Consider the following 23,791-nt stretch of genomic DNA (forward strand, 5'->3'; position numbering starts at 1 on the left):
CATTAAGCAGCGCCTGTTTAATGCTGTAGCTTTTAATTTATCGAATTTTAAGAAACCGAGTAGGACTGGCTATTTTCTTCCCGCCATCTTCAATTTCATACTGTCTTTATTCATTACTATCTTCATTACTATCAATCCCAAGATGCAACTCATTGCTCTATTAATTAAATGCAATGAGTTGCAGGTGATTTGTGCAATATAAAAATGTGACCCACTTCTCAAGCGGTTTGTTTGCTAACGTAACGCGCGTGCTAGAAGGATTTCTATCGCCAAGATCCAGCTTTGCTGGTTTAGATATTCAAACCGTTTTAGAGATAAACATTTTGCAAACAATATCGAAAACACCAACACCTGAGAAGAAGCTCATTCGCTCTCAGGTATTTAACGTAACAACGATTACGTTCTTTGGGCAGTTCGCCTCTTACTCCATCATGTCAATCTTCATTCTGTTCCTAACCTTGCCAATGGCTCGTGATGGGCTAGGGATGACAGAGAAAGAAGCGTATGAATTCATGGGTGTAACCCAAGCTATCGGTTATATGATGCCAATTATCGGCGGTTATGTTATCGATAAATATCTCGGTATTCGCCGCGGTATTACTTGGGGTGTATGTTTAGTCGCACTGGCTTATTTGATTATTTATATCGGCAGCTCCAATGTTCACACGCTAGGCACACGTGCCTTTATTATGGCGTATGCGCTACTTCCTGCTATCAACTCATTGGTAGCATCACCGACTTCTGCACTTGTAAGCCGCATTTACAAAGGCGATGACGCGGGCAGTAAATCAGGCATGACCTTTTACTACATGGCCATTAACGTAGGCTCACTTATTGGTATTGGTCTTGCGCCAATGTTAATGGATAGCCCTTACGGCGTTATGTCTGTGCTAGCGTTAGTGGTTTTAGGTAAATCAGCCGCTGCAATTAACTTCATTGTTAAACGCAACATCTACACCAATGTAATTGATGATCTGGATAAGCAACCAATGACGATTGGACGTCTAATTCCGGTGGTATCTTACATCGTTGTGGGTTACGCGATTGCATATTACTCATACCTTAATCCGCACGTAAGTACCTATTTGATTGGTATTGGTTGTACTGTTGGTATTTTGGCGTTTTGTATTCGTACTATGTTGCTTAAAGGTGTGGATCGCACTAAACAATTAATTGCCGCATTTTTGATTTTGGTCGCGATTGTATTCTTCGTGTTATACAACCAAATGGCCACCACCATGATCATGTTTACTAAGAACAATACGGACTTTTCCTTGTTCGGTATTATTCTGTCTCCGGCTCAGTTCCAGTTGATTAACCCATTGGTTATCTTAGCAATTGGTTCGCAATTGCCTAAGTTCTACAACCGCTTTGTTCGCTTTAGTATTCCTTATCAATTCGCTGTGGGCGTAGTGCTCTCGGGTCTGTCGATGCTTGCGCTTTGGTATGGCGCATCAACCGGTTACGAAACAGGGATTGCTAGCGCAAACTATGTAGGTCTTTCTTACCTAATCGTAACTATTGCTGAACTGTTTGTGAGTGCGGTAGGTCTGTCTATGATTGGTCTCTATTGTCACCCTAAAATGATTGCCTTTGCGATGGGCGCTTGGTACTTAGCTTCTTCTATGTCGAACCTGATCTCTGGTCAGTTAGGTAAGATCGTTGCGATTCCACAAGGTGGCGAAGACAAAATTGCTAGCATCCACGCTTACGGTGATTACTTCTACTCTATGGGTTGGAGTGGCATGATCGTCGGTGGCGCACTGTGTGTTGTGATGTACATGTTGCACCGCTCACTGGCTAAAAAAGGCATTACTATCGCTTAATGTGATTTCCCCATTATTAAGGGAAACCTTAGTGGAATAGCAAAAAATGGCAGCTTAGACCAAGGTCAGCTGCCATTTTTTATGTCGTTAATTTGCTACCTTCACCAGTACCTTTTAGCTTTGTTTAAGCCCGGCAATAATAGGGTCATCTTTTGCTTTCATAACGCTAGGATTGACGCCGTAATGACGAGTGGTAAAGGTAAAATCTTGTCCTTTAGTATCGATATTGTTTTTGGCAGAGTCTCCGCAGTTGAACGAGACAGTGATCGTACCATCTTGGTTAGTATCCCAAGTATTTGAGCTAATGTGACGTACGCCTTCCATCAAGTATTTGTCGGAATCATACGCAGTAATCGAGGTGAAAAATTTATTTTGTGGGTCGTTAAAGGTCGCGCTGTAACAGACGTTGGCTTTTAACTTGGCGCTGTTGGCGTATTTATTCCCCACAAAGGCCTCTGGGCTTGCGCCGCCCCAGCCTGCTGCATTCTCTAAATTCCAATGATGCAAGTCAGTGACTTGTTCACTAGTGCGAGGGAAGGTATAGGTGAATTTATCCATAGAGTTGACCTCTTTGGTGTAGTTTTGCACCCAAGTTTCCACTTCGTCATAGTTATACGGCTGAACTTGGTAATCTGTGGCAAAGTTAAAATCAGCGACATTGACCTTGTCTAATTGCTCAACCGCGTGCTGGATGCCTTTTTCTGTGCCTGAGCGATAAATCAGCATCGCATATTCTGACTCAACAGCAAGTTCATACACACCATCTTCAACCACATAGTGTTGCCCATGACCGCGCTCGGTTACTACTTGTACGGCTAAATAGTTGTCTGTCTCTGGTATCGAAAAGCTCACCTTGCCATTTTTGGCTTTAACGATAGCCACGCCATATAGGGTGTCATCGTTCATCTGCACTGTTGGCGCCGCTTTGCCGCGTGGAGGCAGGTTCTGCATGATCACAAATTGAGAGTTCGCGCCTTTGCTTGTCCAGTTACGATAATTACGTGCGGTCTCAGCGTGCGAGAAGTTGTCCGCAGTGACGGTGAGTGTTTGTGCTTTTGAAGTGTGCGTATTTTCAGTAGCCATCACGTTTGGTGCTAGCGATACTGCAGTAAGCAGGGCGGTAGCGAGCACTACATGAGAAGAAAGTGCACGAGAAACAAATGTATTTGGGCGAGCGTTAAGCATGGTTGTAACCTCTAAAGTGCGAATAGCAAAGATGCCAATTTGAGTATAGAAAACAATATGTTAGTCACAAGCTCCGTTTGTCACTGTGTTGCTTTAAAGAGACTTTAAGAGGGTTTAGATGGAATTTGAAATGACGTTAATCAATAGCTGATATTCGATATGTGGATATGGTAGTGAAATCAATGACCTAGGAGTGAACTCCTAGGTCATAAAACAATTAGGCGGTGGCGATTTTGTAGGTGCGATAGCCACCAAGTAAGTTTTTCGCTTTAAAGCCATTATTGACTAACTGGCGATAGGCAACGTTGCCACGCAGACCAACTTGACAATAAATGATGATCTCTTTGTCTTTTGGCAGTTCATGCATGCGCTGACGCAGTTGATCAACAGGAATATTGATATCCCCTGCAATATGATTGCCGTTTTTGCGCTCGGCTGGGTTTCGCACATCAAGCAGTAATTGCTCATCAGTTAAGTGTGCAATCTCATCAAAGTGAATAGGGGTTGCGTCGCCCTCTATGATGTTGTTTGCCACAAAAGCGGCTTGGTTAATAACATCTTTAGCACTGCCAAAAGGTGGCGCATAGGTGAGCTCTAAATGTTGCAGTTGCTGTACGCTCATACCTGCGCGTTGCGCCACTGCCATTACATCAATACGTTTATCCACGCTGTCTTTGCCCACCGCTTGCGCGCCGAAAATTTTGCCTGATTGTGGGTCAAACAACATTTTAAAGGAGACGGTTTCTGCGCCCGGGTAGTAGCTAGCATGACTTGCGGTATGCACATACACTTTTTCATAAGCAGTGCCGCTTTGCTGTAATTGTTTTTCGTTCATGCCGGTTGAGGCAACGGCTAAGTCAAACACCTTACATATGGCGGTGCCTTGCGTGCCTTGATAGCTTTGCTCTCTACCCAGCATATTATCTGCGGCCATGCGTCCTTGACGGTTAGCAGGCCCTGCAAGGGGAACAAGAGTGGGGTTACCTGTGACAAAATCTTGCTCTTCAACTGCGTCCCCCACAGCGTATATAGAAGGATCGCTACTCTGCATTTGTGCATTGGTGTAAATGCCGCCAGTCGCGCCGATACGTAGTCCTGCTTCTTTAGCGAGCTGAGTTTCGGGGCGGACGCCAATTGCCATGATCAAAATATCGGTATTAAGCGACTCACCGTTGCTGAGCTGAAGCTTTAGTGATTCGCTGTTTTGATGATGAATGTGCTCGACTGATTGCAAGGCCACGCCAAGTTTAAGATCGATGCCTTTATTGCGGATCTCTTCATGGACAAAGCCTGCCATTTCGCGATCTACTGGCGTCATTACTTGCTCGGCCATTTCAATTAAACTGGTTTTGATGCCAAGTTGCTGGAACGCTTCCATCATTTCAAGGCCGATGAATCCGCCGCCCACTACAGTGGCGTGCTTGGGTTTATTATTGCGTAGCGTATTTAAAATGCGATCCATATCGGAAATGTTACGCAAGGAGTGGGTGACAGGGTTATCAAGCCCAGCAATAGGCGGAATTATTGGCGCAGCACCGGGGCTGAGCAGTAGGAAGTCATAGCGTTCGGTATATTCACTACCATCGATGAGATTTTTAACCGTGACGCTTTTTGCTTGGCGATCAATGGCAATCACTTCGTTCATCACGCGCACATCAACATTAAAGCGAGCTAAAAAGCTGTCTGGTGTTTGCAGTAACAGTTTACTTCGATCTTTGATGTCACCACCAATATGGTAGGGTAGACCACAGTTGGCAAAGGAAACAAATTCGCCCCGTTCAAACACGATGATTTCTGCGTCTTCACTTAAACGACGTGCACGAGCCGCCGTTGATGCACCACCTGCTACGCCACCGACGATGAGAATTTTAGTCATTGCTATCACTCCAAACTTAGGGTTGATTAATGTTGTGTAGTTACAATATAAGTTAATTCTAATATTAGTCCAGCTAAATTTGAAATTACTTATTTAGTGTTGACTAATATAAAGAATTGACTAGACTAACCCAATGTCGTTATCCAATTCTAAGCTGAGTTTATCGTATGAATATAGAAGATAAATTAACCTCAGAGACCACCTCTATGAAAGTACTTAAAAGCAAAGCGGACAATGTCGCATCAGTGCTAAAAGTGCTTTCTCATAGTGAGCGTTTGATGGTGCTGTGTCAGTTGATGGAAGGGGAAAAACAGGTCGCTGACTTGCAAAATGGCTCTGTGCTACATCAATCAGCACTCTCTCAACACCTTAAAGTGTTGCGAGATAATGAGTTTGTGCAAATAAGAAAAGAATCGCAAAAAGTGTTCTACTCGCTAAAGAATAAGCAGGTAGAGCAACTCATTACATCCTTATATCAAATCTACTGTCGTTAGGGAGAAAATTGTGGAATTTACTGTGCCTTGGGCTTCATTGTTTGGTGGTATGCTGTTAGGTGTGTCTGCTTCGATATTGCTGTTATTTAACGGGAAAATAGCCGGAATTAGTGGCATCGTGTCTGGTTTGTTAAAAAACAAAGCCGGTGATAAAGGTTGGCGCTGGCTATTTGTATTGGGCATGGTTGCTGGTGGATTACTAGGGGCAACGGCGTTTGGCGCTATGATCCCAATTAGCTATGACAGTCAGTTGTGGGTGCTATTGCTCGGCGGTTTGCTAGTGGGGTTAGGCACTAAAATTGGCAATGGCTGCACATCAGGTCACGGCATTTGTGGCATTGGTCGTTTATCTAAACGTTCGCTAGTGGCAACCTGCGTCTTTATGCTGGCAGCGGGTGTTACCGTATTTGTTCGTTTGCATTTGTTGGGGTAGATCATGTTTAAAATAGTGTCTTTAATCGCTGGCGTGTTGTTTGGTTTAGGTATGGCGGTATCCGGTATGGTCGATCCGGTTAAAGTGATTGGATTTTTAGATGTCGCGGGCAATTGGGACCCAAGTTTAGCCTTTGTTATGGGCGGTGCGCTTAGCGTATTTTTGCCTGTCTATCTTTTGGTGATTAAGAAACGAGAAAAATCTGTGCTTGGTTTGAGCTTTTCGTTAGCCACTAACAATGCCATTGATAAACGTTTGCTCACTGGTGCGAGTATTTTTGGCATTGGTTGGGGATTAGTGGGGATTTGCCCTGGACCGGTTATTTCATCGTTAGGCAGTGGCAATATTCAGGCAGTGTTGTTTGTGGTTGCAATGCTAGTAGGGTTTGTTTTAGGTGACAGGGTCACTAATTTAAAGTGAGTAATGCTAGGTGTACATCAATGGTGAGGTTGAGTGGTGAATCTTGAGAATGTGAGATAAAACGTTTATTAGACAATAACTTATGATTCTTGAACCGTACATCAAACACTACGTATGCTAAATTACCGCCTAGAAATATGATATGCGACAAAGTAGACATATCCTGATGCGTAGAGGGTTTTATGAAGTGGGATCAACACCAAAGGTTTAGGCTAATAGAGTTAATTGCCTATTGGGAAGGTCGCTTAACGACCAAGCATTTGTGTGAAAGTTTTGGTATTGGTCGTCAGCAAGCCTCAAGGGATATCAACTTTTATATCCAACATATCTCTAAGACCAATCTTATTTATGACAGCAGTCTGAAAGGCTATGTGCCGAGCGCGTGTTTTTCTGCCAAGTTCATTACCGGTCATGCTCAAGAGTTTTTGAATTTGCTGGCAAGTCAGGAAGCCAATGCCAATATCTTCGCGCCGATGGAGTTTACGGGCGGAGCGGCATGTTCATTGCCTATCCCTGTGCGCGAAGTTAATGCTGAACATGTACGGAAAATTTTGCTAGCCGCAAAAGGAGAATTAAGGCTAGAGATCGCCTATCGCTCCATGAGCCAACCCGTTGCCGAAAAACGTGTTATCACGCCTCATTCTATTGTGTGTACGCCATTGCGCTGGCACGTTCGTGCTTATTGTGAAAAAAATCAACAGTACCGAGATTTCATTTTAAGTCGATTTGAAGGGTTATTGACGCTTCTTGATGGATCACCATATAACAAACAACAGGACACTCAGTGGCAACGCAGTGTCGATATTGTATTTGCGCCCGATCCGCGTCTTTCAGATAAGCAAAAAGCGATCATTCAATATGAATATGACATGCAACAGGGCACATTTATTGTGCCATGTCGTGTGGCGCTGCTTCGCTATACCTTGTATGCGCTGAATGTATACCTAGATTATGAGGATACGCTTGTCGGGCGCCAGCAATTGATTGTGGTGAATCGCGATGAGATCCTTCGGCATATGGGTTAGAGTATTTTTATCTTCTTTCACATCACTTGTATAACGCCCTGCAAACAAAACAGGGCGCACTTGCTAGCCTCTATTTAATCCTGCAAAGATAATTAATCCTCCAAAGAAAACGACACTGGACAGTGATCGCTAAGCTGATACTTCAGCACATCTTGCTTAGCATACACATTCTGTTTCGGCAGCGAGTAGCTTAAATCCGAACTGACGATGATGTGATCAATCAAGCTTCTAAATCTATGGGTTTGATTTGGGTTACGGTTTGAGCGTATTTCACATTTAGCTTGGCTAGTTTTACTGGCAAGTTGTGCTTTATGGGTGCCTTGGGTGAGGGTTTTCCATAACCAGTCGCCTTTATAAGCAAGGTTATGATTGAAATCCCCCAAAATGATATAAGACTGCCCGCGACTTTCTCGTTGTACTATCCATTGGTTTAACTTTTGTGCTTGCTTTTGCACTATGTCGCAAGAGCGGTTGCGGTTCTTCTTGCCCTGACAACCGGCTTTGAGATGCACTGAGAGCAGGTGAATGTGTGTGGGGGCTTTTGCAGATGGGATTGCGGATGCGATTTCGATGTAAGTAGCAAATCGCAGTTTACCGCCTCGCTCGACATTTAAATCAATGTCGGGGTGTTCAATTACATTAAGGTCTTTTTTAAAGGCAACTCCGGTGTACTGATTGATGTCACCAAATTGCTTGGCGGAGTGTTTAGCAAGTGCACGCTCAGAAAGCACCACAGTGTATTGCCTGCCCACTACGCGCTGAATGGCCTCAATACTGTCGACTTCTTGAAAAGCGAGTAGATCCGGTTGAATGTTTTGCAAGTAACGAGAGAGGGTGGAAAAGTCATTTTTGTCACGCTGACTTTCGGCAAACTGTGGATAACTTTGCGTAGAAAGCCAGGCTAAATTCCAAGTGGTTAATTTTAAATCTACCGCATAAGCACTTGCGGACACACATATTAGAAGCAACATATAGCAAGTAAATGCAAGTGCTTTTTTTCTAAATATTATTTTCAAAAGTTGTCATCCCCGTTCATCGCCCATCGCAAAAGTACTTTAAAAATTGCAACCCATACTAAAAAAAAAATACGTTTTTTTTTGTTCTGTGAGTGGAGTAATTTACTCGCAAAAGATCGGCCCTAAAAAAGGACACTTGACCTTTATTTTGATCTAAATCAATAAAAAAGTGTGGCACATCTCGTTAAATACGCCCACAATATGTAGTGTCGAATATCAAATTAAATACCCTATATAGTGTATCTGTGTATATGCTGTGGGTAAGGAGAAATTGTGAAACCAGTTGTTTTAAAAAGAGACGGTTCTCTTGCCCCTTTCGCCAAAGATCGCATTGTCGAAGCTATCAAAAGTGCAGGATCAGATGTTGATCAGTGCCTATCGGATTATGCTGAAGACGTTGCAAAGCAGGTAGAGGGACAACTGGCGGGTAGCCACGAAGTGGATATCCAGCAAATCCAAACCTTAGTCGAAAATGAACTTATGCAAGGCCCATATAAAGGTCTGGCTCGTTCTTACATCGAGTATCGCCATGATCGTGATAAAGCGAGAGAGAAGAAAAGTGTTCTTAACCAAGAGATCCAAGGCCTTATTGAGCAATCAAATGCCGATCTGTTGAATGAGAATGCCAACAAAGATGGCAAAGTGATTCCAACTCAGCGCGATCTGTTAGCGGGCATCGTGGCTAAGCACTACGCCAAAACACATATTCTTCCTCGTGACATCGTACAAGCTCATGAGCAAGGCGATATCCACTACCACGATCTTGATTACGCACCGTTTTTCCCAATGTTTAACTGTATGCTTATCGATCTTAAAGGCATGTTAACACATGGATTTAAGATGGGTAATGCTGAGATTGATACACCAAAATCAATTTCTACAGCGACAGCGGTCACCGCGCAAATCATCGCGCAAGTGGCTAGCCACATCTACGGCGGTACCACCATCAACCGTATTGATGAAGTGCTTGAACCGTACGTGATGAGCAGTTACGAAAAACATTTAGAAGTGGCGAAAGAGTGGGATATTCATGATCCTAAAGCATTTGCGCGCTCTCGCACGGAAAAAGAATGTTACGACGCATTCCAATCTTTAGAATACGAAGTAAACACACTGCATACCGCAAATGGTCAAACCCCATTTGTGACCTTTGGCTTTGGTTTAGGCTCTTCTTGGGCGTCTAAATTGATCCAAACTTCGATTTTGAAAAACCGCATTGCAGGTTTGGGTAAAAACAGTAAGACCGCTGTTTTCCCTAAATTAGTCTTTGGCATCAAAGATGGCTTAAATCATAAAGCAACCGATCCAAACTACGACATTAAGCAACTGGCACTAGAGTGTGCAACCAAGCGTATGTACCCAGATATTCTTAACTACGACAAAGTGGTTGAAGTGACAGGTTCATTTAAAACGCCAATGGGTTGTCGCAGCTTCTTAAACGTTTATGAAGAAAACGGCGAGATGATCCACGATGGTCGTAATAACCTTGGTGTGGTAAGCCTTAACCTGCCACGTATTGCACTTCAAGCGCAGGGCAGTGAAGAGCGTTTTTACGAGCTATTGGACGAAAAACTAAGCACAGCACGTCGAGCATTGGAGACGCGTATTAGCCGTTTAGAAAACGTCAAAGCACGCGTTGCACCTATCCTATATATGGAAGGCGCATGTGGCGTACGTCTGAAACCAGACGATGCGGTTTCTGAAATCTTTAAAAATGGCCGAGCTTCTATTTCTCTTGGTTATATTGGCGTTCATGAAACGATCAACGCTCTATACGGCACTGAGCAACATGTGTTTGACGCCGCAGAACTACGCGAAAAAGCCGTGGCTGTTATTGCTTATCTAAAACGTAATGTGGATGCGTGGACAGAAGAAACAGGCTATGGCTTTAGCTTGTATGGCACACCAAGTGAAAACTTGTGCAGCCGTTTCTGCCAAATTGATACTAAAGAATTCGGCGTAATCAACGGCGTAACAGATAAGGGTTACTACACCAATAGCTTCCACTTAGATGTGGAGAAAAAGGTTAACCCGTACGACAAAATTGATTTTGAAATGCCATACCCAATGATCTCAACCGGTGGCTTCATTTGCTACGGTGAGTTCCCGAATATGCAGCGCAATGTCGAAGCATTAGAGAACGTCTGGGATTACGCTTATACGCGCGTTCCATACTACGGTACTAATACGCCAATTGATGAGTGTTATGAATGTGGCTATAACGGTGAGTTTGAGTGTACGAGCAAAGGCTTTACCTGTCCTAACTGTGGCAACCACGATTCCGCCAAAGTATCGGTAACACGACGCGTGTGTGGTTATCTAGGTAGCCCAGATGCACGTCCGTTTAACTTCGGTAAACAAGAAGAAGTGAAACGTCGCGTAAAACACTTATAAGTAAGTGACTATAGCAATACCATTTAAACAATTAGCACGAGCAACACACTGATGAACTACCACAATTATTATCCAGTTGACGTGGTCAACGGGCTAGGAACACGCTGCACTTTGTTTGTTTCTGGATGTATCCATCAATGTCGTGGCTGCTACAATCAATCGACTTGGTCGCCAAGCTCAGGGCATTTATTTACCCAAGAAATGGAAGACCAAGTGATTGCTGATCTCAACGATACCCGCATCAAGCGCAAAGGGCTGTCACTGTCTGGTGGCGATCCGCTTTATCCGGGTAATCTTGAAGCAATCTTTAAGCTGGTAAAGCGAGTAAAAGAAGAGTGTCCCGGAAAGGATATCTGGATGTGGACGGGTTACGTTCTCGCAGAGCTTAGTGAAGAGCAACAACAAGTAGTTAACTACGTAGATACTTTGATTGACGGCAAGTTTGTAAAAGACTTAGCCGACGCTCGTTTAGAATGGCGAGGCAGCTCAAACCAAGTCATTCACCGCTTTACATTAGATTAAGCGCCTGCAGGTTACTTTGCGTCTTGTTATGAGGTGTTGAGTGATGTCTGTTATCAAAACGACCTATTGAGGGACAGATTTTATAATCTGTTCCTTTTTTCATTCTAACCAAATTAAAAGTCTATAACTAATTGAATCTAAAGTGGTTCGAATACGCCCTTCATCTGCTTAGAACAAATTTGCTGTAGAAAACTTCTCACTTTATATCGAGCAATGTTTCCTAATGTGGACAGTTCTTTTTTGAATTGATTCTAGCTCTAATTGTTTCATATGAACTGAAGTTAGCGGAGGTTTCCGCGTTATTTAGTGGGAAATCGATATCATTCGTTATTATAACCACCCAACTAGATATCGACTTATGTAACGATTATGATAACTTACAAGCATCAATTTTACATAGTTACAGCTATATATGATTTACATCGAAAGGATAATTAGGAAGATGAAACAAGGCCAAACAGGGCCTTACCTCTGTGTTGGCGATGATGGTAATCAGTATATTGTAAAAGGGCCTAATACTACATATCGAGGATTAATTAACGAATGGGTATGTGGAAAGTTAGGAAAGGCTATTGGGTTACCAGTACCTGATTTTGAAATTGCGTACGTTGATGGTTCTCTACTTGAGTTTGGACATTATGAGCTCAGCGAAGGGGATTGGTTTGCATCTAAGTACGAAGAGAATATTCAAGATGTCCCTTACCAAAAACTATGTGAACTTGACTTGGAAGGTTTAAAACTACTGTTTCTATTTGATTACTGGATAAAAAATGGTGATCGCAATCTTACGCAAAGTGGCGGTAATCCGAATCTATTTATCCGCTCGGATCTTCAGTCATTTATTGTTTTAGACCATAACCTTGCCTTTGATAAAGATCATGATGAGACGTTTAGTCAGTTGAAAGAACTCCATGTGGGGTCAAGTGCTTGGTTTGCTGAACAAAGATCTTTACTAGATCATGACTACTACAAAGAACTACTGGAAAATTGTGTTAGTGAACTAGACTCTATATTAGAGTCGATACCGGACGAATGGCTCGAAAACTGCGGTGATATTGGTATTGTAGAAGATATTCGAGTAACATTATTGCGCTTTAGAACATCTGTATTTTGGGAGGGTATAAAATGAAAAATCTAGTACGTTATTCAGTAATACGTTTTATGCCTTTTACTGAAACTCAAGAGTTTGCCAATGTCGGTATCGTGATTCATGCCCCTCAAACAGGTAGCGTGTTATTTAAACTAGCAAATAAAAGATTTGGTCGAGTTTCTCAGTTTTTTGATGACCTTGATGGTCAGTTATACTCTAATGCTATCGAAATGTTTCATTTCGAGCTTAAGCGTATTCAAGATTTTGCTAAAGGAATGCGAGGAAAGGACTTGGCTGGTTTCATGGATGAAGTTACCAGACAAAGAGAGGGCTTCCTTACTTTTAGTGAAACTGCGGCTCTTTTGACAAATGAATCATTTGAACTTGTTCTAGAGAAGTTGTTTGAGCAATATGTTGGTAGAAGCTTTAACACTAAAGAGCATCGAGAGACGCTTTTAGTTCAAAACCTGAAAAAACAATTAGATGGCATAACGAGATATAAGTTTACTAAGAGTAAACTAAATGCAGATTATGTTTCTTTTGAGCTACCTCTGGTTGCGACAGATAGAGTCACAACGAAAGCGATTAAACCTCTCAGTTTTTACCAAGACAAGCCTTTAAAGTTACTCGATCATGGTGAGTTTTGGATTTCAAGAGTGAAGCATTTACTAAACTCAAACACTCTTGATGCTAGTGACTTTCTTTTCGCAATTGATCGTCCTGAGTACAATGATAAAAACCTTAAGGCTGCATTTAACTCTATAGAAGATGAAATGAACTCATTAGGTGTTAATGTTTATGATGTCCATGATCTTCGTAATATTGAAAAATTTGCAAGGTTTGAGTCAGAAAATGTAGATAATTTTAAACTCATTCACTGACAAACAGGTTTTGCTATACAAGTGACTAAGGCGTCGAAACTGCTATAGATTCAGTGTATTTTGCGATTTTAATAAGATCTAATTCTACATTATCTGGTAATACAAATTTGGGTATTAGTGCTCATGTCATCTTGCTCAAGTTCTTTAATTAAAGACTCGTAACTATAATTAGCGATTGCGCTTTGCTCGCCTTGTTCTAGCTTGTTGCGCAAGGTATGAAGTTTGGCTTCTCGGTCTTCTAAAGTCGCATTTGTATTCTTAACCATGATTTCCTCTTCGAATTGATAGCAATATAGTGAATCAAGGAATAAAAATATAGCAAGGCAATGAAAGGGAGTAAATCAGCTGTCTTTCACTTGTTACGTAAACAGACTCCAACAGCACAAATGAGCCAAGCATCAACACTTTCCAATCACCTCAATCCCAATAAATTTCCCCAGCAAGCCAGTTTAACCCCGATTAACGGTTTCGATTTATCCGCGCAAATGATAACGTGACACTATCCAAATGAATTTCAAAGGGTTGTGACTTTCATGTTCTCCAACTTAACAGCACCTAAACAGGATCCTATCCTGTCTCTTTCTCAAGCTTACCGTTTAGACCAACGTGATAATAAAGTTGATCTTGGTATTGGCGTCTATAAAAACAGTGACGGTGTCACTCCAGTCATGCAATCGGTACTTACCGCTCAAACGCGAGTGCTTGAACAGCAAACGACTAAGGCATACGTGGGTATGGCAGGGGACGAAGAGTTTAATGCTGCGGCATTAAACCTTGTATTACCTGATGCTACGGTGGCTTCTCGTGCTAGCTCAATTCAAACTCCGGGCGCAAGTGGCGGTCTACGCATGTTGGCTGAATTGATAGCCTTTAGTAACCCGGGCGCCACGGTTTGGCTGAGTAATCCAAGCTATGTAAACCATCAACCAGTGATGGAAGCAGCGGGTCTAAAAGTTAAGCATTATCGCTATTTTGATGTGGCGACTAAGCAAGTTGACACATCAGCACTGCTGGAAGACTTGGCAAAAGTAAAAGCAAAAGATGTGGTTCTTTTGCATGGCTGTTGTCATAACCCAACGGGCGCAGATTTAACGCCTGAGGCGTGGAAGAGCGTGACTGAATTAGCGCAAAGAAACGGCTTCTTGCCATTTATCGACATTGCTTATCAAGGCTTTGGTGATGGATTAGTGCAAGATGCGTTTGGCGTACAGCATATGGCGAGCAATTTACCTGAGCTACTTGTAACCAGTTCTTGCTCTAAAAACTTCGGTTTGTACCGAGAAAGAACCGGTAGTGCAATTATTGTGGCGGATCAAGCAACACATGCCACAAATGCGCGCGGCAAATTATTACAGATGGCCAGAACAACTTATACTATGCCTCCTGCTCATGGTGCGTCTATAGTTAAAACTGTGTTGTTAGACAATGAGTTAAAAGCGGCATGGCAACAAGAGCTAGAGCAAATGCGCCTGCGCTTGGTCAACTTGCGCGCCAACTTGTGTTCAGAGCTTGTAGAGCGCACAGGTTCGCACGACTTTGACTTTATACAGCAGCACAAAGGCATGTTTAGCGTTTTAGGTTTCACGGCTTCGCAAATGGTTCGATTGCGTGAAGAATTTGGCGTGTATGGTGTTAATGATGGACGTATTAACATTGCCGGCTTAAGAGAAAAAGATTTAGCGTATGTCGCATCTTCAATTGCGGCGGTGCGTTAATGCGCGACTGAGCAACTAAAAATATAACAAACTAAAATTGTACAGGTGGATAGGATGAAACATTGGAAAATTTTAAGTATCGCATTAGCAGCAGGCTCTATGGCTGCATGTTCAACAACAGCGCCACCTGCTCAGGAAGAGCAACAAGAGGTGAAGTTTGAGCAGCCGGTTATGGAACAAGAGCCTGAAGAAGCGATTGAAGAAGTCGTAGAAAAAGAAGAACCCAAAGCTGAAATGGTAGAGAAGGAGGTAAAGCCTGCTCCTTTACCGACTAAAACAGCCGATGGTAAGTTGATTCTTGGTGAAAGAGAATGGATTTACTTTCCTGAATTTAAAGCGACCGTTAAGGCGCGCATAGATTCAGGTGCGACGACTTCTTCATTGTCTGCTGTCGAGATAAAACAGTTTGAACGTGACGGTGAGCAATGGGTTAAGTTTAAACCGTCACACAATGGCAAAATCGGCAAAGAAATTAGCTTGCCTGTTGTTCGTTTTGCCAAAATAAAACAATCGAGCACCGAGGATACTGACAAACGTCCTGTGGTTGCTGTATGGATACAAATCTCAGATCTGAAAGAAAAAACAGAGTTTACTTTAGTGGATCGTTCTCATCTTGATTTCCCTGTATTACTTGGCCGAAGTTTTGTTCGAGATGTTGCCATTGTCGATGTAAGTCGACGATATGTGCAGCCTAAAGCGAGCAAATAACTCATGATTCGGTGCCCTAAAATGGGCACCTTTACAATAAGCACATTATGTACCGTTTTCTCACTCTTCTGTTACTGACCCTTTCTTGCAATACATTTGCCAACTCTTCACAAACTGTTTATGTCTACGCTGCATCGTCTATGACGCAAGTGGTGCAAAATCTGGCGCAAATCGCCGCTAAGCACAATATCGAAGTAAAAGGTGTATTTGGCTCATCATCTTCATTGGCGAGACAAATTGCCAATGGCGCACCTGCGGATATTTTTATTTCGGCGAATACGCAGTGGATGAATTATTTAGAGCAGCAGCAAAATAAAGGCGTTCAACCTGCGCATGTGATTGCGGGGAACGAGCTGGTGGTGATCAGTGGTGATGATTTACCGCGTGTTCCGACACTTTCAGACAGTATGGTTTGGCAGGCGTTAATAGGAAACGGTAGGATAGCCATTGGCGAAACCAATACGGTGCCAGTGGGTATATACGCTAAACAAGCTTTAGTATCGCTTGGCGTGTGGTCGTCATTGTCGAAGAAGACCGCACCGATGAAAAATACTCGTGCGGTATTGGCAATGGTTGAGCGCAAGCAAGTGCCTGTTGGCATTGTGTATGCCACTGATGCCAAACAATCGAAGATGGTTAAGGTTCTGGCTCACATACCGGCGAAACATTACGCACCTATTCAATATCCGATGTTATTGCTGACAGACAAACCAAACGCAAGTCAGGTATATACGATGATGCAAGCGCAGCCAATGCAAGATGTATTGAGTGAGCTAGGCTTTAGTCCAGCACCAAAAATAGTGGCGGCGACTCACTAGTTATATGAAGCTCTACAACCGATAAGCACGCTACAAGTATTGAATTAGAGGACCCTCATGCTTACCGAGATCGAATCCATTGCTCTTATTCTTAGTTTGAAAGTGGCGCTTGTGGCCAGTATTTCGATCTTGCCTGTGGGTATAGCGTTAGCATGGTTATTAGCCAAGAAAGATTTTTATGGCAAAAGCCTACTTGATGGCCTGATACATTTGCCGCTAGTCTTGCCCCCAGTGGTCATCGGCTATGTATTGCTTATTGTGTTTGGTAAGCAAGGCGCAGTGGGCCAATGGTTAAATACCTATCTGGGTATCGATTTCTCATTTAGCTGGAAGGGTGCTGCCCTTGCCTCGGCGGTAGTCGCTCTGCCTCTCATGGTACGCTCGATACGGCTGAGCATTTTGTCGGTGGACAGCAAACTAGAACAGGCGGCTATGACGCTTGGCGCAAACCCTATCACTGTGTTTCGACGCATTACCTTACCCTTGATTATGCCAGGGGTAATATCGGGCTTGGTTTTGGCGTTTGCTCGCAGTCTTGGCGAGTTTGGCGCGACCATTACTTTTGTTTCAAATATCCCCGGTGAAACACAAACGATTCCTTTGGCAATGTTCAGCTTTTTGGAAACTCCCGGCGCGGAATTTCAAGCCATGCGCTTGTGCATCATAGCCATTATCATTGCCTTACTGTCGTTATTTTTTAGCGAATGGCTGTCGCGTCGCTCTCAACAAAAATTGGGGTTAATTAAATGACCTTACAATTCTCATTTACCCATCAATTTGATAGTCAACATTTTGATATCCAAGGTGAACTGCCAGCAAAGGGCGTCACTGCGGTGTTTGGGCGCTCAGGAAGCGGTAAATCAACCCTGCTGAATGTACTGTCAGGTTTATTAACGCCTCAATCAGGGCATGTAAAATTAAACCAGTTAACCATGCTAGATACACAACATAACACCCATATTCCGGTGTGGAAGCGTAAAGTGGCGGTGGTTTTTCAAGATGCGCGTTTGTTTCCTCATCTTTCTATCAAAGACAATCTGTTATTTGGCGCGGCCAAGCATGGCGCTGATGTTCGCCTTGCGGAGCTCACGGCATTATTAGGGATTGATCATCTATTGCAAGCTAAGCCAAACACCTTAAGTGGCGGCGAAAAGCAACGAGTGGCGATAGCGCGCGCCTTGCTGAGCGATCCGCAATTATTGTTAATGGATGAGCCGCTTGCTAGTTTGGATATTCCGCGTAAAAGAGAGGTGATTCAATACCTTAATCAGCTTTCATCGAAGATAGAAATCCCCATTGTGTATGTGACGCATAGCCTAGAAGAGGTGATGCATTTAGCCGATCACTTGTTGGTGCTTGAGTCAGGCAAAGTGGTGGATTTTGGGAACGTCGAAACGGTATGGAATAGCGGCACTCTTGCCTTGTGGCAAGAAGGAGAAAGGCACAGCACTTTGCTTAACGCAAAGGTTGCTGAGCGCCACGAACGTTATGCAATGCGTAGAATGAAAGTAGCGGATCATAATTTATGGGTACCAGACCAAGGATTGGCCGATAAAGTGGGTCAGTGTATGCGTATTAGAATCAATGCGCAGGATGTGTCCGTGACGCTGTCACAAAATAGTGATAGCTCTATTCGAAATCGGATACCTGTGTCGATTGTGGATATCAGTGCTATTAACGCGCACTCAAATTTGATTACCTTAAAGTTAGATGATCAATTACTACTGAAATCTACTCTAACTCACTGGGCTACCGAAGAATTGAACTTAACCCTTGGGCTAAAAGTGTACGCACAAATCAAAGGGGTAAGCTTTACCCAGCAAAACTTGGCATCGTATTAAGCACTAAAGATTAGTTAGACGATTAATGTGTTAAGAAATGATTGAATGTGGCTAACAAGCCCTAGCAGCGTCAAACTCACTAGGGCTAAATAGATGTCTAATTTTTTAGAAATACGTTGTTAAAGTCACGCTTCAAGATAGGATCTCGACGCGCTTTTTTCATCTGTTTAACCATATCTTTAATGCAGTTAAATAGCACTTGATCGAGCAACTGCGCTTTATAGTTATTGGTCTCTTCTTCGGTCATGTTTTCCGGAATGTTCAGGGTAGGGAATTCTTCTAATAGCCCCACACCTGCAAAAGATTGGCTTACCGAAGTGAGCGCATGGAATTGTTCAAAGTTATCGACAACGTTTTGCGCACTGGCAGGAAGTTCATTCCACGCTTTACGCACTTCTTCTTCACCGGCCTCATGTATGGAAACAACCATTTGGAACATTTGCTCAGGCACTTCATCGAATTCGATAACCTGGCGTAATTCCGCTGAAACTTCACTTAGATCGATGGTTTGATCTTCAATTATTTCTGACATAAGTACATACCTAGTTGTAATGGTATTTTCATCGTAAAAAGTTACTGAGAAATGTCAAACTATTCGGCTCTATTGGGTGATGAATCTATAATAAATAAAGAGGCAAGAGATTTTGCTGGTGGAATTAGCGACATTTTGTGTGAAAAAAAACCTTATGCTGTCGTTTGGTATGCGCACTCTTTCATTTTCTAAGATCAAATATTAGTCAATTAGAATTTAAAACAACTTAAAACCTTAAAATAGTTAGTGAAAGCAAAGATTAAACTGGCTATTGTTTACTGCAATGGATTGTTATGCATTTTTACGGGGTAAGTTTGAATCGTTGTTTACTATGCCTGATGGCGCTGTTATTGACAGCGTCGGCACACGCAGATGAAGTATTACGTAAAATACTGGAGCAAAACTTTGCTACTGCGGTTCTGCTCAGTGATAGTGAAGCGATTTCATTTGGTTTTCAAGATTTCGACCCGAATAGTTTTCTAACAGACAATAACGATAATATTGGCAGTGAAGAATCACTAGAACTGCGTAAACAGATCACTATTTACACCATTCCTTATACTTTAGATCTACCCGCAGTGCCGTTGTCCGATGGCACCAGTATTACCCAAGATTTGACCTTTGTTGGCTCGTATTTAGAAACCAAGCGTAATATCTCCTATGGTGATGATCCTCTAGAACCACAAGACACGAGCAAAGAACAAAATTATACGTTTGCCACCAAATATGGCGCAGGTTATGCCTTTACCGATCATTTAACCTTAAATACCGGTATTGGCACTAACTTAATGTACTACCGCAATGATTATACGTACCGAAATTCATTTAGTAGCTTCTTCCGAGAGCAGCTAGATGGACGGGCATTTAATACCGATGCGTGGGCATTTACCGTTAAACCGAATATCGAGCTGCATTACACTAAACCACAAGATTGGGGACATTGGGAAACGTTTACCGAACTGAAGTTCTTCTACGGCGTGGGCTGGGGTGAAGCAAACGAAGGGAATGTTGGGAACCCAGGTGGTTGGTATTGGATCAATGGTATTAAAGGCTTTTACGACATTGGTCATTTAGGTGGCTATGGCCAGACAGTCTTTACCAGTTTGCGTCGCATTGATGTGGGTGGCGATCTTGAAGATCCTATGGGCACAACCAATTATTACGAATGGAGTGCGGGCTGGGTAATGTCAGTGCCATTTTTAAAAGACTATATTGATAATATAGGTTTAGGGCTAAATATTAACTACGGAAGTAGCTTGAAAGGGGGCACCTTGGTCTTCCTTATTAACGAACATTAATACCCAGATTAACGAACATTAATACCCAGATTAATGTTTTAGAGCCGATTATTAGCATGACAACGAGGCCACTGTTTGTGGCGTTTGTTCACTTCACTATTTTTTCATTTTGTGTTTCTCCTCTTAAATTTAACTGATCAAGATTTTTAATCGCATAAGCTTGTGATGCATAACGACAATTTCTACGAATAGTGCTCGCCTTTAAACTCTGTTTAACATAGATTTAGTAGCAGTAAATCTAAGAGTTTTGGAGAGTTTATGGGTTGGTTTAGTCGTCTTTTTGGTTCATCAGATACTCAAAAGCAAGAAATAGTCGAACCAGTAGAATATAAGACGTTTTTAATTTATGCAGAGCCAATTGCCGAAGGGGGTTTGTTTAGGATTGCGGGCCGCATTACTAGTGGTGAAGGCGATTCAGTAAAAACTCATCGCTTTATTCGTTCGGATGTTCTCGGTAGCAAAGCAGACGCAAATGAATTAATGATTAAGAAAGCCCAGATGTTTATTGATCAAATGGGTCAGTCAATCTTTGATAAATGATCACTCCATCTAGTCTGATCAGTGCCTTATAAGACAATGATGTGTTGTTTTATAGTAAACAATGATGATAACTTTTTGTGATTGCTTGGTAACGTTTCTGCCAAATGACAAGGCAGTCGAGCCAAGATTTTTTATTTTGTATTTTTAATTTGTGCCAATAGTAGGGAATAGCTATGCAGATTGGTGTACCTAGAGAAAGTCTCGCGGGTGAAACACGAGTAGCCGCCACACCTAAAACGGTGGAGCAGCTTATAAAATTGGGATTTGAAGTCTCAATAGAAGAGGAAGCGGGCGCGTTAGCCAGTTTTGATAATCAAGCGTTTGCAGCGTCTGGGGCAACCATTGTTGACCACAGTACGGTATGGAATGCTGATCTGATTTTGAAGGTCAACGCACCATCAGATGAAGAGATTGAACTGTTAAAAGATGGAGCAAGCTTAGTCAGCTTCATTTGGCCAGCACAGAACCCAGAGTTGATGGAAAAGCTTTCCAGCAAAAACATTAATGTAATGGCGATGGATTCAGTGCCGCGTATCTCACGTGCGCAAGCACTAGATGCATTGAGTTCAATGGCAAATATCGCAGGCTACCGCGCTGTGGTAGAAGCGGCGCATGAGTTTGGTCGTTTCTTCACCGGGCAAATTACCGCTGCTGGTAAAGTGCCGCCTGCCAAAGTTTTGGTTGCAGGCGCAGGTGTTGCCGGTCTTGCGGCGATTGGCGCTGCAGGCAGTCTTGGCGCAATCGTACGCTCGTTTGACGTTCGTCCTGAAGTAAAAGAACAAGTGGAATCAATGGGCGCAGAGTTCTTGGAAGTGGACTTCCAAGAAGATACCGGCGCCGGTGATGGTTACGCGAAAGAAATGTCAGATGAGTTCAACAAAAAAGCTGAAGAGCTGTATGCCGCTCAAGCGAAAGACGTTGATATCATAGTCACAACCGCACTTATTCCTGGTCGCCCTGCGCCTAAGCTTATCACCAAAGAAATGGTTGATAGCATGAAAGCGGGTAGCGTGATTGTCGATCTTGCCGCGGCAAACGGCGGTAACTGTGCTTACACAGAAGCCGATAAAGTGGTGACTACCGCCAATGGAGTAAAAGTCATTGGTTATACCGACATGGTAGGTCGCCTGCCAACTCAATCTTCACAGCTTTACGGCACCAACCTGGTTAATCTTCTAAAACTGCTTTGCAAAGAGAAAGACGGCACCATCAATATCGATTTTGAAGATGTTGTACTGCGTGGCGTTACTGTAGTTAAAGAAGGCGAAGTTACTTGGCCTGCGCCACCAATTCAAGTTTCAGCTCAGCCTCAAGCCGCTCCTAAAGCTACGCCAGCTAAAGCAGAACCTAAAGTTGAAGAGCCTACGTCTCCTGTGAAAAAACTGATTGGACTGGCGGTAGGTGTTGGCGCATTTGCTTGGGTTGCATCTGTAGCTCCAGCGGCGTTTTTAGCGCATTTCACCGTATTTGTTCTGGCATGTATTGTCGGCTACTACGTCGTTTGGAACGTAACACACGCATTGCACACGCCACTTATGTCGGTAACGAATGCCATTTCAGGCATTATCATCGTCGGCGCATTACTCCAAGTTGGGCAAGGGAATGGCGTCGTGACCTTCCTTGCATTTATCGCTGTATTAATTGCTAGTATCAATATCTTCGGTGGCTTTACGGTCACTAAGCGTATGCTAGAAATGTTCCGTAAAGACTAAGGAGTAACGAATGTCTGCAGGATTAGTTCAAGCCGCATATATTATTGCTGCTGTCTTTTTTATCATGAGTCTGGCGGGCCTTTCTAAACAGGAAAGTGCACGTGCAGGTAATTACTATGGTATTGCAGGTATGGCGATTGCCTTACTTGCGACGATCTTTGGTCCACACTCTAGCGGCATCGCATGGATTCTGTTAGCCATGGTGATCGGTGGTGGTATTGGTATTCACTTTGCTCGCAAAGTAGAAATGACCGAAATGCCAGAATTGGTGGCAATCCTACACAGTTTTGTGGGTATGGCCGCAGTGTTAGTGGGTTACAACAGTCTTATTGACGCGCCAATTTTAGCCACTCACGCTGAACATATGATTCACCTTGTTGAAGTGTATATCGGCGTATTCATTGGTGCAGTGACCTTTACTGGTTCCATCGTCGCCTTTGGTAAATTGCGCGGAGTAATTTCGTCATCACCTTTAAACCTACCGCATAAGCACAAGCTAAACTTGGCAGCCATTGTTGTCTCAGCATTGCTAATGAAATGGTACTTAGGTAGCGACGGCGGTTTATTGCCACTGTTCTTGATGACGCTAATTGCGTTTGCTTTTGGCTATCACTTGGTGGCGTCAATTGGCGGCGCCGATATGCCAGTAGTGGTTTCTATGTTGAACTCATACTCTGGTTGGGCCGCAGCAGCCGCAGGTTTCATGCTTGCTAATGACCTATTGATTGTAACGGGTGCATTGGTGGGTTCTTCGGGCGCCATTCTGTCCTACATCATGTGTAAGGCAATGAACCGCTCATTTATCAGTGTCATCGCAGGTGGCTTTGGTCAAGAAGTTGCAGTCTCTACAGGTGATGAAGAGCAGGGCGAGCACAGAGAGTCCAGCGCTGAAGAAGTGGCAGAAATGCTGAAAAACTCGAAGTCAGTAATCATTACTCCGGGATACGGCATGGCCGTAGCTCAAGCGCAATACCCAGTGCACGAAATCACTGAAAAGCTTCGCGCGCAAGGCATTGACGTTCGCTTTGGTATTCACCCAGTAGCGGGTCGTCTACCAGGACACATGAACGTACTGCTTGCTGAAGCAAAAGTGCCGTACGATATCGTTTTAGAAATGGACGAAATCAACGACGACTTCCCTGAAACCGATACCGTGCTTGTTATTGGCGCAAATGACACCGTAAACCCTGCCGCCCTTGACGATCCAACGAGCCCAATTGCAGGCATGCCTGTACTTGAAGTATGGAACGCGCAAAACGTGGTGGTGTTCAAACGTTCAATGAACACAGGTTACGCGGGCGTACAAAACCCATTGTTCTTTAAAGAGAATTCTTCGATGCTGTTTGGCGATGCGAAAGAGTCGTGCATGAAGATTATTGAGCATCTTTAATGGGCTAAATGAGAAAACATAAGCCGAGATTCGCGTTTATCGCTGTGTATTAAAGCTGAGTTTGCTAAAAATCCG

23 protein-coding genes are annotated in these 23,791 nt (G+C 43.2%); 18 read left to right on the forward strand and 5 right to left on the reverse strand.

The genetic code is table 11. The annotated features are described in order from the left end of the window. The first annotated feature begins 191 nt into the window (after positions 1-191). The gene (locus QV280_RS14930) at positions 192-1,826 is read left to right on the forward strand and encodes a peptide MFS transporter (RefSeq protein WP_052029596.1); all 1,635 of its coding nucleotides are present in this window, start codon (positions 192-194) and stop codon (positions 1,824-1,826) included. A gap of 114 nt (positions 1,827-1,940) precedes the next feature. Here the strand turns inward: QV280_RS14930 and QV280_RS14935 are convergent, their stop codons facing one another. After that, positions 1,941-3,011 (reverse strand): DUF1254 domain-containing protein, encoded by a 1,071-nt coding sequence (locus tag QV280_RS14935; RefSeq protein ID WP_216643776.1) that lies wholly within the window; start codon positions 3,009-3,011, stop codon positions 1,941-1,943. 217 nt (positions 3,012-3,228) lie between these two features. Then, positions 3,229-4,887, reverse strand: coding sequence for an FAD-dependent oxidoreductase (locus QV280_RS14940; protein WP_152820794.1), 1,659 nt, complete (start codon positions 4,885-4,887; stop codon positions 3,229-3,231). Between the two features lie 206 nt (positions 4,888-5,093). On the opposite strand from QV280_RS14940, the gene QV280_RS14945 reads away from it, so the two are divergent. The 4 genes from QV280_RS14945 to QV280_RS14960 all read left to right on the forward strand — a co-directional run bounded on the left by QV280_RS14945 (position 5,094) and on the right by QV280_RS14960 (position 7,259). Beyond that, the gene (locus QV280_RS14945; RefSeq protein ID WP_216643777.1) at positions 5,094-5,381 is read left to right on the forward strand and encodes an ArsR/SmtB family transcription factor; all 288 of its coding nucleotides are present in this window, start codon (positions 5,094-5,096) and stop codon (positions 5,379-5,381) included. Between the two features lie 10 nt (positions 5,382-5,391). Further along, positions 5,392-5,814 (forward strand): YeeE/YedE family protein, encoded by a 423-nt coding sequence (locus QV280_RS14950; protein ID WP_367869570.1) that lies wholly within the window; start codon positions 5,392-5,394, stop codon positions 5,812-5,814. Positions 5,815-5,817: 3 nt separating this feature from the next. Further along, on the forward strand, positions 5,818-6,234 hold the full coding sequence (locus QV280_RS14955) for a YeeE/YedE family protein (protein WP_152820798.1): 417 nt from the start codon (positions 5,818-5,820) through the stop codon (positions 6,232-6,234). A gap of 182 nt (positions 6,235-6,416) precedes the next feature. Next, positions 6,417-7,259, forward strand: a complete 843-nt coding sequence (locus tag QV280_RS14960) for a WYL domain-containing protein (protein WP_152820799.1) — start codon at positions 6,417-6,419, stop codon at positions 7,257-7,259. 92 nt (positions 7,260-7,351) lie between these two features. Here QV280_RS14960 and QV280_RS14965 read toward each other — a convergent pair whose 3' ends face one another. Further along, positions 7,352-8,212, reverse strand: a complete 861-nt coding sequence (locus tag QV280_RS14965; protein WP_367869571.1) for an endonuclease/exonuclease/phosphatase family protein — start codon at positions 8,210-8,212, stop codon at positions 7,352-7,354. A gap of 336 nt (positions 8,213-8,548) precedes the next feature. On the opposite strand from QV280_RS14965, the gene nrdD reads away from it, so the two are divergent. From nrdD to QV280_RS14985, 4 genes are all read left to right on the forward strand, one after another. Next, positions 8,549-10,669: an anaerobic ribonucleoside-triphosphate reductase gene (gene nrdD, locus QV280_RS14970; protein WP_367869572.1), complete on the forward strand. Its 2,121-nt coding sequence runs from the start codon at positions 8,549-8,551 to the stop codon at positions 10,667-10,669. Positions 10,670-10,720: 51 nt separating this feature from the next. Further along, entirely contained in the window at positions 10,721-11,191 is a 471-nt protein-coding gene (nrdG, locus tag QV280_RS14975; RefSeq protein ID WP_152820801.1) for an anaerobic ribonucleoside-triphosphate reductase-activating protein, read from the forward strand. Between the two features lie 412 nt (positions 11,192-11,603). Next, positions 11,604-12,320, forward strand: a complete 717-nt coding sequence (locus QV280_RS14980; RefSeq protein ID WP_152820803.1) for a HipA family kinase — start codon at positions 11,604-11,606, stop codon at positions 12,318-12,320. Next, positions 12,317-13,162, forward strand: coding sequence for a DUF3037 domain-containing protein (locus QV280_RS14985; RefSeq protein WP_023403768.1), 846 nt, complete (start codon positions 12,317-12,319; stop codon positions 13,160-13,162). The genes QV280_RS14980 and QV280_RS14985 overlap by 4 nt, the downstream gene beginning before the upstream one ends. 89 nt (positions 13,163-13,251) lie before the next feature. Here the strand turns inward: QV280_RS14985 and QV280_RS14990 are convergent, their stop codons facing one another. Continuing rightward, positions 13,252-13,428 carry a type II toxin-antitoxin system ParD family antitoxin gene (locus QV280_RS14990; RefSeq protein WP_152820805.1) on the reverse strand — a complete coding sequence of 59 codons (177 nt, stop codon included), beginning with the start codon at positions 13,426-13,428 and terminating at the stop codon, positions 13,252-13,254. 267 nt (positions 13,429-13,695) lie between these two features. On the opposite strand from QV280_RS14990, the gene QV280_RS14995 reads away from it, so the two are divergent. Genes QV280_RS14995 through modC form a run of 5 tightly spaced genes read left to right on the forward strand, consistent with a single transcriptional unit; the run spans position 13,696 to position 18,244 of the window. Beyond that, positions 13,696-14,877, forward strand: a complete 1,182-nt coding sequence (locus tag QV280_RS14995; protein ID WP_152820807.1) for an amino acid aminotransferase — start codon at positions 13,696-13,698, stop codon at positions 14,875-14,877. Positions 14,878-14,931: 54 nt separating this feature from the next. Further along, a complete protein-coding gene (locus QV280_RS15000; RefSeq protein WP_023403770.1) occupies positions 14,932-15,585 on the forward strand; it encodes an ATP-dependent zinc protease family protein in 654 nt (217 codons plus the stop codon). A gap of 47 nt (positions 15,586-15,632) precedes the next feature. Beyond that, positions 15,633-16,403, forward strand: a complete 771-nt coding sequence (gene modA, locus QV280_RS15005; protein WP_152820808.1) for a molybdate ABC transporter substrate-binding protein — start codon at positions 15,633-15,635, stop codon at positions 16,401-16,403. A 57-nt stretch (positions 16,404-16,460) separates the two neighbouring features. Next, the gene (gene modB, locus QV280_RS15010) at positions 16,461-17,153 is read left to right on the forward strand and encodes a molybdate ABC transporter permease subunit (protein ID WP_023403772.1); all 693 of its coding nucleotides are present in this window, start codon (positions 16,461-16,463) and stop codon (positions 17,151-17,153) included. Further along, positions 17,150-18,244 (forward strand): molybdenum ABC transporter ATP-binding protein ModC, encoded by a 1,095-nt coding sequence (gene modC, locus QV280_RS15015; RefSeq protein WP_152820809.1) that lies wholly within the window; start codon positions 17,150-17,152, stop codon positions 18,242-18,244. Before modB ends, modC begins: the two co-directional genes overlap by 4 nt. A gap of 97 nt (positions 18,245-18,341) precedes the next feature. On the opposite strand, the gene QV280_RS15020 is transcribed toward modC, so the two are convergent. Next, positions 18,342-18,776, reverse strand: a complete 435-nt coding sequence (locus QV280_RS15020; protein ID WP_023403774.1) for a DUF3069 domain-containing protein — start codon at positions 18,774-18,776, stop codon at positions 18,342-18,344. A 314-nt stretch (positions 18,777-19,090) separates the two neighbouring features. Here QV280_RS15020 and QV280_RS15025 point away from each other — a divergent pair, with 314 nt between their 5' ends. The 4 genes from QV280_RS15025 (at position 19,091) to pntB (ending at position 23,716) form a co-directional block, all read left to right on the forward strand. Then, on the forward strand, positions 19,091-20,074 hold the full coding sequence (locus tag QV280_RS15025; RefSeq protein WP_240432764.1) for a Solitary outer membrane autotransporter beta-barrel domain: 984 nt from the start codon (positions 19,091-19,093) through the stop codon (positions 20,072-20,074). A gap of 258 nt (positions 20,075-20,332) precedes the next feature. Then, positions 20,333-20,614, forward strand: a complete 282-nt coding sequence (locus QV280_RS15030) for an HlyU family transcriptional regulator (protein ID WP_023403776.1) — start codon at positions 20,333-20,335, stop codon at positions 20,612-20,614. Positions 20,615-20,787: 173 nt separating this feature from the next. Beyond that, complete coding sequence (gene pntA, locus QV280_RS15035; RefSeq protein ID WP_152820810.1) at positions 20,788-22,326, forward strand: Re/Si-specific NAD(P)(+) transhydrogenase subunit alpha; 1,539 nt, start codon at positions 20,788-20,790, stop codon at positions 22,324-22,326. Between the two features lie 10 nt (positions 22,327-22,336). Continuing rightward, a complete protein-coding gene (pntB, locus tag QV280_RS15040; RefSeq protein ID WP_152820811.1) occupies positions 22,337-23,716 on the forward strand; it encodes a Re/Si-specific NAD(P)(+) transhydrogenase subunit beta in 1,380 nt (459 codons plus the stop codon). Positions 23,717-23,791: the final 75 nt, after the last annotated feature.

The sequence above is a fragment of the Vibrio sp. B1Z05 genome (genome assembly GCF_052955985.1).

Excerpts from the sequence above, each read along its gene's own strand:
- QV280_RS14960 (WP_152820799.1), top strand. The coding sequence starts at position 6,417 with ATGAAGTGGGATCAACACCAAAGGTTTAGGCTAATAGAGTTAATTGCC.
- nrdG (WP_152820801.1), top strand. The coding sequence starts at position 10,721 with ATGAACTACCACAATTATTATCCAGTTGACGTGGTCAACGGGCTAGGA.
- QV280_RS14940 (WP_152820794.1), bottom strand. The coding sequence starts at position 4,887 with ATGACTAAAATTCTCATCGTCGGTGGCGTAGCAGGTGGTGCATCAACG.
- QV280_RS14980 (WP_152820803.1), top strand. The coding sequence starts at position 11,604 with ATGATTTACATCGAAAGGATAATTAGGAAGATGAAACAAGGCCAAACA.
- QV280_RS14955 (WP_152820798.1), top strand. The coding sequence starts at position 5,818 with ATGTTTAAAATAGTGTCTTTAATCGCTGGCGTGTTGTTTGGTTTAGGT.
- QV280_RS15000 (WP_023403770.1), top strand. The coding sequence starts at position 14,932 with ATGAAACATTGGAAAATTTTAAGTATCGCATTAGCAGCAGGCTCTATG.
- pntA (WP_152820810.1), top strand. The coding sequence starts at position 20,788 with ATGCAGATTGGTGTACCTAGAGAAAGTCTCGCGGGTGAAACACGAGTA.
- QV280_RS14985 (WP_023403768.1), top strand. The coding sequence starts at position 12,317 with ATGAAAAATCTAGTACGTTATTCAGTAATACGTTTTATGCCTTTTACT.
- pntB (WP_152820811.1), top strand. The coding sequence starts at position 22,337 with ATGTCTGCAGGATTAGTTCAAGCCGCATATATTATTGCTGCTGTCTTT.
- QV280_RS14995 (WP_152820807.1), top strand. The coding sequence starts at position 13,696 with ATGTTCTCCAACTTAACAGCACCTAAACAGGATCCTATCCTGTCTCTT.
- QV280_RS14945 (WP_216643777.1), top strand. The coding sequence starts at position 5,094 with ATGAAAGTACTTAAAAGCAAAGCGGACAATGTCGCATCAGTGCTAAAA.
- QV280_RS14990 (WP_152820805.1), bottom strand. The coding sequence starts at position 13,428 with ATGGTTAAGAATACAAATGCGACTTTAGAAGACCGAGAAGCCAAACTT.
- modA (WP_152820808.1), top strand. The coding sequence starts at position 15,633 with ATGTACCGTTTTCTCACTCTTCTGTTACTGACCCTTTCTTGCAATACA.
- modB (WP_023403772.1), top strand. The coding sequence starts at position 16,461 with ATGCTTACCGAGATCGAATCCATTGCTCTTATTCTTAGTTTGAAAGTG.
- QV280_RS14935 (WP_216643776.1), bottom strand. The coding sequence starts at position 3,011 with ATGCTTAACGCTCGCCCAAATACATTTGTTTCTCGTGCACTTTCTTCT.
- QV280_RS15020 (WP_023403774.1), bottom strand. The coding sequence starts at position 18,776 with ATGTCAGAAATAATTGAAGATCAAACCATCGATCTAAGTGAAGTTTCA.
- QV280_RS15030 (WP_023403776.1), top strand. The coding sequence starts at position 20,333 with ATGGGTTGGTTTAGTCGTCTTTTTGGTTCATCAGATACTCAAAAGCAA.
- modC (WP_152820809.1), top strand. The coding sequence starts at position 17,150 with ATGACCTTACAATTCTCATTTACCCATCAATTTGATAGTCAACATTTT.